Source organism: Desulfocicer niacini (assembly GCF_054657595.1).
In genome coordinates this window covers 200,748-213,051 of record NZ_BAAHYK010000002.1, presented here as the reverse complement: position 1 = coordinate 213,051, position 12,304 = coordinate 200,748, and the positions used below count along the sequence as shown (strand labels likewise).

At 45.7% G+C, this 12,304-nt stretch carries 11 protein-coding genes; 3 read left to right on the top strand and 8 right to left on the bottom strand.

The window, feature by feature from the left end:
* Positions 1–328 precede the first annotated feature (328 nt).
* The 6 genes from ACYQ2M_RS01995 to ACYQ2M_RS01970 form a co-directional block, all read right to left on the bottom strand.
* On the bottom strand, positions 329–1,165 hold the full coding sequence (locus tag ACYQ2M_RS01995; RefSeq protein ID WP_459914630.1) for a hypothetical protein: 837 nt from the start codon (positions 1,163–1,165) through the stop codon (positions 329–331).
* Between the two features lie 69 nt (positions 1,166–1,234).
* The gene (locus ACYQ2M_RS01990; protein WP_459914629.1) at positions 1,235–1,978 is read right to left on the bottom strand and encodes a hypothetical protein; all 744 of its coding nucleotides are present in this window, start codon (positions 1,976–1,978) and stop codon (positions 1,235–1,237) included.
* 61 nt (positions 1,979–2,039) lie between these two features.
* On the bottom strand, positions 2,040–2,597 hold the full coding sequence (locus tag ACYQ2M_RS01985; RefSeq protein WP_459914628.1) for a nucleoside-triphosphatase: 558 nt from the start codon (positions 2,595–2,597) through the stop codon (positions 2,040–2,042).
* A gap of 117 nt (positions 2,598–2,714) precedes the next feature.
* Entirely contained in the window at positions 2,715–3,503 is a 789-nt protein-coding gene (locus tag ACYQ2M_RS01980; protein ID WP_459914627.1) for an ABC transporter ATP-binding protein, read from the bottom strand.
* Complete coding sequence (locus ACYQ2M_RS01975) at positions 3,494–4,489, bottom strand: FecCD family ABC transporter permease (protein ID WP_459914626.1); 996 nt, start codon at positions 4,487–4,489, stop codon at positions 3,494–3,496. The genes ACYQ2M_RS01980 and ACYQ2M_RS01975 overlap by 10 nt, the downstream gene beginning before the upstream one ends.
* 38 nt (positions 4,490–4,527) lie before the next feature.
* On the bottom strand, positions 4,528–5,553 hold the full coding sequence (locus ACYQ2M_RS01970) for an ABC transporter substrate-binding protein (RefSeq protein ID WP_459914625.1): 1,026 nt from the start codon (positions 5,551–5,553) through the stop codon (positions 4,528–4,530).
* Between the two features lie 693 nt (positions 5,554–6,246).
* On the opposite strand from ACYQ2M_RS01970, the gene ACYQ2M_RS01965 reads away from it, so the two are divergent.
* Positions 6,247–8,322 (top strand): TonB-dependent receptor plug domain-containing protein, encoded by a 2,076-nt coding sequence (locus tag ACYQ2M_RS01965; protein ID WP_459914624.1) that lies wholly within the window; start codon positions 6,247–6,249, stop codon positions 8,320–8,322.
* Positions 8,323–8,578: 256 nt separating this feature from the next.
* Here ACYQ2M_RS01965 and ACYQ2M_RS01960 read toward each other — a convergent pair whose 3' ends face one another.
* Positions 8,579–9,769: a phosphagen kinase gene (locus tag ACYQ2M_RS01960; RefSeq protein ID WP_459914623.1), complete on the bottom strand. Its 1,191-nt coding sequence runs from the start codon at positions 9,767–9,769 to the stop codon at positions 8,579–8,581.
* 5 nt (positions 9,770–9,774) lie between these two features.
* Complete coding sequence (locus ACYQ2M_RS01955) at positions 9,775–9,960, bottom strand: hypothetical protein (RefSeq protein WP_459914622.1); 186 nt, start codon at positions 9,958–9,960, stop codon at positions 9,775–9,777.
* 335 nt (positions 9,961–10,295) lie between these two features.
* Here ACYQ2M_RS01955 and ACYQ2M_RS01950 point away from each other — a divergent pair, with 335 nt between their 5' ends.
* The gene (locus ACYQ2M_RS01950; RefSeq protein ID WP_459914621.1) at positions 10,296–10,910 is read left to right on the top strand and encodes a TetR/AcrR family transcriptional regulator; all 615 of its coding nucleotides are present in this window, start codon (positions 10,296–10,298) and stop codon (positions 10,908–10,910) included.
* A 361-nt stretch (positions 10,911–11,271) separates the two neighbouring features.
* Positions 11,272–12,246 carry an AAA family ATPase gene (locus tag ACYQ2M_RS01945; RefSeq protein WP_459914620.1) on the top strand — a complete coding sequence of 325 codons (975 nt, stop codon included), beginning with the start codon at positions 11,272–11,274 and terminating at the stop codon, positions 12,244–12,246.
* The last annotated feature ends 58 nt before the right edge of the window (positions 12,247–12,304 follow it).

Genomic DNA, 12,304 nt, shown 5'->3' with positions numbered 1-12,304 from the left:
TATTTTTAAATAATGGTCAGGGCCTTTTTTTGTTTGGGGTTACCTCATCTTGAATAATTTTATATTTTGATTTTTGTGTTTATTGGGGCAAGAGAATCAGAAAACCTTTCTGAAGACTGCATCATGGTCAATGTTAAAATTTAAATTTAAGATTGTACATGCCGTAAGTTTGCACCACCGCATTTTGGAAATCGGTAGCCTTAAAATTAAAATTAAGCGTTGACAGTGTGCTACTGCATAGTCAAGGCTGAGATTTAGGATTATAAATTTCGGATAATCTTACACCACGGCATCTTTGGCAATCGGCAATCCTTGACCATGTCCTACCTTATTTATGGGCGTATCGGATATAAATAATAATTGTCAAAATAAGCAATCCATAGGCTATAAAAAAAAGTGCTGTAAAATTATTACGGCTGAGGATGAAAACGGCACCAATATTTTCTTTTTCAATGTTTGGCGCTTTTTCATTAAAACTATTCCCATTGATTTTGCTGCTTTCGCCATTTTTTTTCAATAAAAAACGAGTCAGGGTAATCCGCATCCCATCATGAACCAGTGGTTTGAGCATCATCACCTTTTGGGACTTTACTGTGGTCTGAGCTTTCAGCAGCGTTACGGTGGCAGTATTTTTATCTGCATGAAATGTTTTTCGTGTCATCAATTTTCGGCTTTTTTTCATTTTCATGGATATTAATCGGGTCTCATCCACAAAGTTTATTTGCTCAGCCTTAAGGGAAAATCCATTGATCAGTGCATGGGAATCTCCGGCATAGAGTTCAATTTCCTGGGTTTTGTGTCCGCTGATCAGTGCCAGGCCATGGCACACCAGAACCACCAGAAACAAAAGATGCATGAAAAGAAAACTCCAGCGTTTTATGGAACTGTGTTTTATAGCCGCAGATACAAGACTGGTCATACTGCAACAAAGCGCATTGATAAAAAGAATTCCCGATGCCACGCAGATCATGACTACCCAGACGGTGACAAGAGGATTGCTGGAAATATTGTGAAATAACCATTGATGGACAAGGGTTGTATTTAGCCCGTCAATGGCTTTTTGATGCGTTGGAAAATAGGAGAACACAACTCCTCCCATCAGGAGTGTCACCAAGGCAATGATTACAGAATACGTGATATTAATAGCGGCCAATTTGCGTATCATTCGATAATATTCCTTTTTTCGGTATGCGTCATTTTCACTTTACATTTTCCAGAGCAATGTCCCCTTTTGTTAATGATAAAAAATGATCCACAGTAAAAACAGCGCTGGCAATGATCCTGTCAATGCTTTTATCCGGGGATTCCTGGAAAGGGAAGGGGGCAGATGGCAGGAGAGCATGACCAGCAGAAAGATAATGGCTGCCTTGAAAAATCCTTTACTCCATCGCCAGGAATCCCCAAGCCAGTTCAGGCACCACCATGACCCTGCCCATTCACTGCATAAAAAGGTTACCAGGCCTGCAAGAAGCATTTGCCGTGCGCTGGAAAATAAAAAATCCTGTTTGGGTTTCTGGTTTTCATTCATAAGCCCTGCCAGGTATAGCAACGCCACCCGTGTAAACAATGCCCCTGCCGTGAGGCGTAGATTAAAAAAGAGATTCACCCAGGGATCTGCATACATGAAGAAATCGGGGTTGAATGTTTTGTCTTGTGTGCTGTGATATATCAACAGAAGAAGTGAAACAAATGCTGTACCTCCGCAGGTATTCAGAAGGGCTGTATTTTTCCTGTCCTTCCAGAACAAAATTTCCGTGAGGCATAAAATAAAGATAATGTAAATGCTGGCTTCAAATGCACCATAAAGGGGTAGGCGGTGTTCCCATAGAATCAATGTCATGACCCCGGAACCCGTTAAGCCCGTACAGATGAGTACAATTTTTTTAAGGATCTCCTTTTTCTTCTTAAAAACAAAATAAAGGGCCAGGGTGAAAAGCCCCATGAGGAGATAATAAAGTGAGGAGAGAAAAAAAATCATGACTTAAGCCTCTTAAATGTGAATGTGTCCTTTTCGTAGGATCTGCCAATCTGGGGAGATTTCAAGGCTGTATTCCACAGATATCCATCAATTTCGCAAGTGCATCGGGATCATGAACTGAGATAACCTTGGTTGTTTTAAAGGGCCATAAACTGCAGATGGAATTCACCAGAGTTTCCCGAACGATCCAGATATGAATACATTGCTTTAATTCAAGCAGTGGGGGGATGCAGCAAGCCCATCCTTTGGCCTGTAATTCCATTTTTCCCATCTCATCCACCATGATTATCTTTGCCTGCCTGCAGTTGTCTGGCTCAAGCGCATGTTTTCCTGCCTTGATTCCCTCCTTTAAAAAAGTGTAGGGTACCCTGTATGCCATCATGGATTTATTTGATGTCGGAAAGGTTGCTTTTTGATCTCTTTTTGCCAGGGGTGTCGTTTGCTGGTTTTTCAGATCAAAGAGATTAAATCCGCATCTACGGTTATCTTCCCACAGACCTTTTGCAATGAACCCTGCCATGGGGATGGACGCTTGCCTGAGTTTTTTTACCAGCGCCCAGGCAAGAGAGGATTTTCCGGACTGGACGGGGCCGGTGATGATAATTCGTTGTATATCCATGTGATCGTTCCCACTGGGCTTATGATTATTCATTGTCTTATGCCCCATCTTATGATCAACCCCGTTTTTTGTTTTGGGTCCAAATTAGAAAATCCAGGCCTGATATCTTCATTATTTTTATGGCGTGAGCACGTCCGTGGGTATGAAAAAATATCCCTCCCGGGCAAAGGGTAGGGCAGTGGTATCTGTTTCATATAAAATATCCATGTTGGGCTTTGTCATTACTTTTTTTACCGATCCGGCACCAAATACCCGCCCATCCTTTAACAGAATTACCTCATCTGCAAAAAGCATGGCCATGTTGGGATCATGCATGGCTGCCACCACCGTGGTACCGTATTGTCTGCAAAGTTGTCTGATCCGGGCCAGCAGGAGATATTGGTTCTTAAAATCCAGGTGATTGGTGGGTTCATCCAGCAGCATGATATCACTGGTTTGGACCAAGGCACAGGCAAGCAGAGCCATTTGGCGTTCTCCGCCGGAAATGCGGTTGAAATTACAAGGTGCCAGGTGCAGTACATCAAGGGTTTTCAGGGCATTTTTTGCAAGTTCATAATCCCGGATACCTGGTACCCGGGTAAGCCCCAGGAAGGGTGCTCTTCCCATGACCACCACATCCAGCACCGTAAAAGGAAATACCTCGGGATTTTCCTGGACTACCAGGCTGATGTGCCGGGCCACCTCTCTTCTGGACAAGCAGGCAATGTTTTTTCCCTTGATCCAAATGCTTCCTGAACGGATTTTTTTGATGCCGTTGAGACAGTGGATCAGGGTTGTTTTACCTGATCCGTTCCGTCCCAGTATGGCTGTTAATCGCCCCTTTTTCATGCCAAGTGATATATCTCTTAGGATGGGAATCTGACCATAGGAAAAATTCAAATCACAACACGCCAGCGCTACAGCCATCCGCTTCCCCTGTTTTTGTACAGCAGAAATCCGAAAACCGGTGCCCCGGTGAGGGAGGTAATGATGCCCACGGGCAGTTCAGCTTCTGTCATGGAGCGCGCGAGTCCGTCGGCGGCCAGCATGAATATGCCACCCAGAAGTGCGGTCACCGGCAGCATCACCTCGTGACGTGGTCCCACAAGGGTTCTTGCCATGTGGGGAATAATCAGGGCGATCCAGCTGATTTGTCCGCAGGTGGCCACCATCACCGACACCATGACAGCCGTTAAAATAATGAGCATTATTCGGAAGAATAACGGATTCATCCCAAGGGAAATGGCCCTGGTTTCGCCCATGGAAAGAATGTTCAGGCGAAACCGGAATATCATGATGATAAAAATACCCACAGAAATCAGGGGGCCTGCCGTGGCAATATCTGTCCAGGTCACCCGTGTGAGACTGCCCATGATCCAGAACACAATGCTTGGCAGTTCATCGTAGGGATCGGAAAAATATTTTAGAATCATCAAAAGCGCATTGAAAAAAGACAATACCACCATACCCGCCAGAATCATTACAATTACCGGGCGGATGGCAATGAGACGGGCAATGCCAAGACTCATGGACACCGCCAGTAATCCGCACACAAAGGACAGCAGTTGTACCAGAATGATGCTGTCACCGGGCAGAATAATACCCAGGGCGGCTCCCAGGGTGCATCCAGCAGAAACCCCCAGAATATCGGGAGATACCAACGGATTTCGAAAAAGGGCCTGATACACGGCACCGGACACGGACAGCCCCATCCCCACCAGAACAGCCATTATGCACCGGGGCAGTCGAATCCATAAAAAAACCATTTTCTGGGAGTTTAATGCCGGAGAAAGGGATTCTTTTGTGGTAAGGGACAAAACTATTTTTCCCATGTCACCCATGGAAATATCATATCGTCCGGCCAGCATGGAAACCAAGAAAAAAAATATTAGGATGCATAGCAGTATCGGCATATATTTTATGGGTTTCCGGTCAGGAAAAGTGGTAGGAATCAATGGGATGTCTCTTCCGAGAGACAGTCATCCAGAACCCCTCCCATGTCCACCATGGTTTTGTTAAACAGCTGCTGGTGGAATGCGTTGGCATAAGCTGTTAAATCAATATCATTGAATCGTTCCGGATAGGCCTGCATGGAAGCCCAGAGGGTGGCCAGGGCCGACAGCGGGGACGGAAAATCCCAGGGGGCCAGGCTGCCGGGGAAGCGGTGAATCTGTTCATGATTAATGGCGGAGACCCTTTGAAGTGCAGGATTGTGCAACGGGGTAAGCCCTTCACCATGAAGGTTTCTGGATAGAAAAACAATGTCGGGGTTCCAGTTTAAAAATTGTTCCGGTGATATGTCCTGGAAATATCCGGTGAGACCATGGGAAACATTGATCATGCCTGCCCGGCTTAAGATATTATCCTGGAGCATATTGCCGGCGGCGGTGTTAAAAAAACCTCGGGAAGAGGCAAAATAGGCTTTTTTTCTGTTCTGAAGGGGGATGGCTTCTGTCCGGGAGGCAACCAGAGACAGTACCTTGTCCATGGCGTTGATGGCAGCAGATGATCGCCGGGGCAGCCCCACGGCTTGGGCGATAATTTCAAGGGATCGCCGGATGTTGTCCATGCTTTCAGGCAGAATTATGATGGTAGAAATTCCCATGCTTTCAAGGCGTTCAGCAAGATAAAGCCCATCTTTCTGGGCATAGAGAATCACAAGATCCGGTGCCAGGGAAAGGACGGTTTCAAGGTTGATACCCGTGGATTTTGTTCCCACGCCTGTCAATTTAGTTACCCCTGGAAACACGGTGCGGGTCAGTTTGTCTTTTTTGGAATGGGTATCAACGCCCACCAGGCGGTCCTGGAGTCCCAGGGAGAGAATACAAAGGGTTACCGGTTTAAAGGTGGGGATAATTTTTTTGACCTCACCATGTATGATAACCCTTCGTCCAGCCATATCGATGATGCTGCGCTCTTCCTGGGCGAAGAGGGTGGTATGGCTTATGAAAATAAAAAAAATAATCCCCATTGCCATTGGGACAATCCTTTGGAATTGTACCTTTTTATTCCCCTGGTAATCGCTTTGTAAAGGTTGAGCCATATTGTGTATTCCCCGGGTGTGAGCTCTCACGGCATATCTGTTATTGGAAATCCGGGTCAGATGTTGCTGCCCCACCCACTTTGATGCCCGCCCATATGATGGGTGGTTGATGTCATGATTAAAATCAATATATAGTTTTATGGTTATTAAAAGTCAATAGGGGGGGGGAAAGTTAAAAAAAAAGCGTTTCCTGGTAATATAAATTCTTATAACGGAGGGCCTTTGAGTGATGAACCCTCTTTTTGTATGACTTTGGCTAAAAATAATGGCCGGGCTATCCAGAATTTTCGTTCCTGTTGTGCAGAGATCATGATTAATTCGGATTGTTTTTGATTTGATTTTGTTGTTTTGGGTTGCTTATGGTTATTATCAAGTTTAAATATTTTTTATCATTGACAATTCAGGTAAATGAGAACAAAATTTTATGCCTGTTTTTGAAAGTATTTCATTTCAGGCTGCGGGAAACTTTTAATTTTTAGATATCCTTCGTATCCTCTCAAGACTACTTTGAACTTTTGACTGAGAACTACCCATGTTGGGAACATTTATCCGAAAAGTGCAAAGCGAGAAATGAAGGGTGGCAATTTGGGAGTTAAAGAATTGAGTTTAATGATAAGGAGAAAAAGTATGTTTAAACGCTGTTTAATGGCGTTGTTGATGGCTTGCCTGGTATCCCCGGGCAATCTGTCTGCGACTGAGGAACCGGAAGATGTGTTTTCATTGGGTGAAATTGTGGTAAAGGGTGAAACCGGGGATGTATCTGACGTGGGCATTACCCAAACGGTGACATTTGAAGATATCAAGGCCACCAACAGCAGCACCATTGCCGATGCCATGAAGTTTGTTCCCGGGGTTACCATGACCCGGGGGCGCAAGAATGAACCGGAAATTTCAGTCCATGGCTTTGGACAGGAAAAAACCCTTTTTCTCATTGACGGGATTCCCTACTATGAAACCTATTATGGCAAGCTGAATCTGGATCAGATTCCGGTGGACATTGTTTCCAGAATTGAGATCAGCAAAAATGCGCCTTCGGTGCTCTATGGTGCCAATGCCCAGGTGGCGGTTGTGAATATCATCACCCGAAAGGGGACATCAAAGCCCACCATGCACCTTAACGGAGAACTGGGAGAGGATAGTACATATAAAGCTTCTGTTTCCCATGGTAACCAAGTGGGGGCAGTAAATTATTGGGTGAGTTATCTCCATGAAGAATCAGATGGGTGGCGTCTTTCCCATGATTATACACCGGTTGAGACAAAGCGGGCAAAGAAATGGATGTCTAACATTGATGGAATCCATGAAAATGGCGGTCTCCGGGAAAATTCCGATTATGAAAATGACCGGTTATGGGCCAGGGCCGGTATTACCCCGACACCGGGTTCTGAATATTTTGTCAGCGCATATTTCATGCAGTCCGAGATGGGCCACCCCCTGAGTACGGACGAGTATAAAATTTTTGATCGGTCCGGCGATGATGCGGCATTTTCAACTCTCTCTCGCTTTGAAGATTACGATGACTGGGGCATTGATATCAGTGGAAAACACATGATTTCAGAAGCGCTTACCCTGAGAGGGAAGCTTTTTTATCACGATCATGAAGATGTGTACGTTTCCTATGATGACATTGATTTTTCAAATGCCATTGCCAGAAGTTCCTTTAAGGATAATTATGTCGGTGGATCTCTGCTGGCAGATTTTTCTTTAAATGAGGTTCATAGTGGGCATATCTCTGTACATTATAAAGAAGATACCCATAAAGGCCGTGACGACGATTATCAGCCTTACAATAAAGATGTTTCACACACTGGTTCTCTGGGTACGGAACATCAGTTTTTCACCCGGTTTGGCATGACGGTTTACGCCGGAGTTTCCTATGACTGGTTCAAAGTGGAGGAGGCAGAGGACTATCTGTTTGATGACGATGACATACTTTTGGGCCAGGTGGACATGGACACCGCCGGAACCCAGGATGAAGTTAATCCCATGATAGGCTTCACCTATGATCTGGATGTCACCTCTTTTTACGGCTCCGTGGCCCGAAAGACAAGGTTTCCTACCCTGTCTGAGCTTTTTTCTTCCACCAGTGGAAACCCGGATTTGACAGCGGAAAAAAGTATTAACTATACCCTTGGTGTAACCCGGAAATTTGGTCCACGTTTTAGTGTGAATGTGTCAGGCTTTTACCATGATATTTCCGACTGGATTTCCCGGGATTATTATGAGGATGATTACACCGGCAATGATATTTACACCAATGTGGAAGATATCTCCATGCAGGGCGTTGAGACAAGCATGGACGTGATTTTTTGTGATTATTTCAGCATGAATTTCAATTATACCTTTATTGATGCCCAGAATGAAAGCAGACAACGGGTCACAGATAAGGTGGCAGGCGTTCCGGAAAACAAGTTCGGCGTGGGATGCAAGATGTTGATTCCAAAAGCGCTTGTAAATGTGGATCTTCAGGGAATTTATGTGGATGGGGTGTATGACAGCCTGCCCATCACGGCCAAACCAGATGATGATATCGTGAAAACAGATGATTATTTTATCCTGAACGCCCGGATTTCTAAAAAATTCGGTACGCGGTACAGCCTTTATGCCGAGGTGGATAATTTGTTTGATGAAGATTACGAACAGGAGGTGGGATTCCCCGGTGAAGGCAGAAATATTCGGGCTGGATTTACCCTTTCTTTGTAACGTGATGTTTTAGATTCATATTTCTGATTTTCGTGTTATTTTGGCAAGAGAATCAGAAAACCTTTTGGGTTCTGGTTTGCCCAGGTCAGGGACTCAGAATTTTTCAATTTGCCATTTATCTTTTTCAAAGTTATAGATAGCAGCTTTTGAGTCTGATTTGCATGTAAGTTGATTTGTTCTGAGTTCCTTAGTAGCACTCGATGTTCAAGTTTGTTCTGCGGATTTTGCGAGAAAGAGCACTCCCTGGAATAGCCGATCATGTGATCAAGCCCTGTTTTTTTTGTGTTTCCTCCAACCGGATTAAATGAGAAATTCCCCGATGAAGGGTCTTGATACAATCATTTTCCGTGACGCCCAGACGCTTTTCATTGCTGATGTCAAACACACCATCCTCCACCCGGGTTTTTTCTCCCTGGGTACCCCGTATCTGGAGGTTTAATTTTTCTGCCTGGGCATGCAAGATTTTCGGTGTCCGGGACAAACGGGGAAGGCGGATGTGCACCCCGGCCCGCATTGCGGTGCCGATGTTGGAGGGACAGGAAGCAAGATATCCCAATGTATCATCCCATGCAAAATTAAGTTTTTTCTCCAGCAATTCCAGGGCAGATACCAGACGGTTGAAGGTCCTGGTCATGTCTCCATGGTTGTCCATGGAGATGACTCGCAGATGATCTTCTTCGTTTATCCATAGCCGGAATCGGGTGTCCTGGGACACAAAGCATCCCCTGAATGCCGGCCAGTCCCGATTGATTCCCGCCGCTTCCTGGAAACGATCCCCTTTTTTAAACAAGAAGTTTCGCCGATCTTGACTTGCTGATTTTATGTTCTTAAAATGAGTTTGTTCTATTAGATCTGCCTGTTGTATGCCTTTCTTACCGGATTGCAGGGGACCGACATCCCCATGATTAAACTCACAGGCTGTGGAATCAGAAGAAAACGGTGGGCTGGAACCAGAGCTTGCACTGCAAACCCCATGGCTTTCCTCCATGTAAATGTATTCCCCGGACAGGGGAGGGGGGAGCGTCTTTAATGCGTCAAGGGTTATCTGCTCCACTTCTTTACGCTGTTGTCTGCAGATAAAGGGGGGGAAGGCATAACCGGCAAGATTGCGGGCCACCCGGATTCGGGTGGAGAGAATGTATCGACGCTGGGGATCAGGATCGGCCAGGGTTACCATGGTACGATCGGATTGATGCACCGTGCCGGGGGTGAAATTATGATATTCCTGGATGATGGGCAACAAAAGAGGGGCAAATACCCTGTACGTGTCTGTATCCCCGGCATAGATTCCCATGTCACTGTCTTTATTTGCGATTCCCGATGACAATGCATGGTCCAGGGAAAAGCCCATGCGTGATTTTTTGTTTTTCAGCGCGTTGAAAATGGTCAGGTTTAAGTGCTTACTGGCAAGAGAGAAAGTATCATCTGGAAAGACTGGAAATATCATGATCCTTAGATATCCAGGTTTTTTGCCTGGGTGGAGATACCCCGGGCCAGTAGCGTTCGGATGTCATCCAGCCGGGAACATCCCTCCTGGCAGTGGGGCATTTTATCCCTGTTCGTGCAGGTCAGGCAGGGGCTTTTAGTCAAATATCCCAGTTCAAAGTCAAAACGATCCCTTCGGATGTAGCTGTGCATGATTGTTCCTTGCAATTAAGTGTGTTGGCTGTATTTATGTTCGGCGTTCTGACCCCACCCCATAGTTGCCGATCTTGTGATCAAGCCTTTCAATCTTGATCCAGCCTGATATTTATCAGTAAAAAAACATGATCATCGCATCGTTGGGGTCAAAATAAAAAGTCTCATCTCCAAGCTATAGCAATGCCGTAGAAAAAGGTCAATACTCTCCTGAGCCCTTCCAAAAATGCCTCATGTTGTGATCGTGCCCATTTTTTCTTGTGTACCCCCGGCAGTCATGATAGATGTTTACAAATTATAAAAATGCTATCACAAGAAGATCAGGAGGCTTTTTAGTGAATACGGAATCAAAGTTTGCTTCTTTAAAGGAGAAGGAACGGGAAGCCCGGAAACAGATAATTATTGACTCGGCCCTGGCCCTGTTTGCCAGAAAACCTTTTTATGATGTGGGAATGCGGGATGTTGCAGATGAAGCTGGGGTCTCCCCCGCGACCTTGTATCGATATTTTCCCAGTCAGGAAGAGTTGTTTGTGGAAACCTTTATCCAAGATATTTCGTCGGTGAGCAGGGCCTTTGAAGAGATGGTAAAAAAGGATGCCCCAGCCACCATTGAAGATTTTGCCGTTACCTATGTGGATCATTTGATTCAAAATGAATCCACCTTTCAGATGATGACATACATCATGTTAAAGGATAACATGGATCACCAGGCCCTGAAGGATTTTGGCTCTGTGACCCGAATTTTTTTTGACGGATTTTCCCGATTGCTGCAACGTTATGGGGTCAAAGAAAATGTGCGCCTCTATGCCCAGTCATTTATCGGAGCATTGAGCGGCATTATCATGAGCTATCGCAATTACGCCGGTAAAGATAAAACCCAAATTCGTGAGCACATTCTTAAAGTTACCCGTATCACGGCAGAGATTTACAGTTATAAACTGATGCCGTGAGGTGCATGTTTTTCTTCTCCCTTATCCCCTTGACACCTGTGGTTTCTATTTTATATTTTACGTCAGAATTGAAGTTGAGATAGGGCTTGCTCACAGCATGGACCAACCGTCACAATTGGCGGGTCAACGGGGTCAGGCTATGTGGTGTTAGAGCTTGAGTTTTTTTATCAGGCTTTATGCTTTTGTCAGCTGCTTGTGTTTAATGCTAAAATCCAACAAAAGTGTCAATGACGCAAGTCTGAACCCGCCCTGGAGTGGCCGATTTTGTGACCAAGCCCGTATTTTAAAAGCCGGATGCTATTCACAACTAATCCATGAATGCCCGAACCGATTGAGAATTTATATTTGAGGTATCTAAAGTATGGATGAAATAAAAGAAAAAATTGCAGCCCATCACCTGTTGATCAGTCGTGTGAGAAAGGAGATGGCAAAGGCCTTGGTGGGACAACAGAAGCTCGTAGACGGGCTTTTGACAGGGCTTCTTTCAGGGGGACATGTACTCATTGAGGGGGTCCCAGGCCTTGCAAAGACCAGTGCGGTGAAGGCCTTGGCATCAACGGTGCAGGCCGATTTCAAGCGCATTCAGTTCACCCCGGACCTGCTGCCGGCGGATCTGGTGGGGACAGAAATTTATCGGCCTAAAATGGGGGATTTCATCACCAGAAAGGGGCCGCTGTTCAATAATATCATCCTGGCCGATGAGATCAACCGTGCACCTTCCAAGGTACAGTCAGCCCTTCTGGAAGCCATGCAGGAAAAACAGGTAACCATCGGGGATGTCACCTATGTTTTACCGGACCCTTTTCTGGTACTGGCCACCCAGAATCCCATTGAGCAGGAGGGCACCTACACCCTTCCCGAAGCCCAGGTGGACCGCTTCATGCTCAAGATTCTTATTGATTACCCCGATCGGAACCAGGAACTTGAAATTCTCAAGAAGTCGGAATTTAACCTCCCGGAAATCATTGAACCGGTGGTGAGCCCGGCGGAACTTAAGGCCATGACCCAGATCATTCGGGAGATATATGTGGATGAGAAATTAAAAGAATACATCGTGGATCTGGTTTTTGCCACAAGGCATCCGGAAAAGTTCGGCATGGATATCAAAAATCATGTGGCTTTTGGAGCATCCCCCCGAGCCACGATTTTTCTGGCCCAGGCCGCTCGGATCAGCGCCTTTCTTCAGGGAAGGGCCTATGTCACGCCCCAGGACATCAAAACCATGGCTCCTGATGTGCTGCGTCATCGCATTTTGCTTTCTTTTGAGGCCGAGGCAGCCGAGGTGACCACCGACGATATCATCCAGATTTTATTTGACTCTGTGCCAGTGCCATGATCACCGGTTGACACGATTCGTACCCGGAATCATTAACCAAGCACCAAGTGCCCAGGAC

Excerpts from the sequence above, each read along its gene's own strand:
- ACYQ2M_RS01980 (WP_459914627.1), bottom strand. The coding sequence starts at position 3,503 with ATGGCTGTAGCGCTGGCGTGTTGTGATTTGAATTTTTCCTATGGTCAG.
- ACYQ2M_RS01970 (WP_459914625.1), bottom strand. The coding sequence starts at position 5,553 with ATGGCAATGGGGATTATTTTTTTTATTTTCATAAGCCATACCACCCTC.
- ACYQ2M_RS01975 (WP_459914626.1), bottom strand. The coding sequence starts at position 4,489 with ATGCCGATACTGCTATGCATCCTAATATTTTTTTTCTTGGTTTCCATG.
- ACYQ2M_RS01985 (WP_459914628.1), bottom strand. The coding sequence starts at position 2,597 with ATGGATATACAACGAATTATCATCACCGGCCCCGTCCAGTCCGGAAAA.
- ACYQ2M_RS01965 (WP_459914624.1), top strand. The coding sequence starts at position 6,247 with ATGTTTAAACGCTGTTTAATGGCGTTGTTGATGGCTTGCCTGGTATCC.
- ACYQ2M_RS01955 (WP_459914622.1), bottom strand. The coding sequence starts at position 9,960 with ATGCACAGCTACATCCGAAGGGATCGTTTTGACTTTGAACTGGGATAT.
- ACYQ2M_RS01945 (WP_459914620.1), top strand. The coding sequence starts at position 11,272 with ATGGATGAAATAAAAGAAAAAATTGCAGCCCATCACCTGTTGATCAGT.
- ACYQ2M_RS01995 (WP_459914630.1), bottom strand. The coding sequence starts at position 1,165 with ATGATACGCAAATTGGCCGCTATTAATATCACGTATTCTGTAATCATT.
- ACYQ2M_RS01960 (WP_459914623.1), bottom strand. The coding sequence starts at position 9,769 with ATGATATTTCCAGTCTTTCCAGATGATACTTTCTCTCTTGCCAGTAAG.
- ACYQ2M_RS01990 (WP_459914629.1), bottom strand. The coding sequence starts at position 1,978 with ATGATTTTTTTTCTCTCCTCACTTTATTATCTCCTCATGGGGCTTTTC.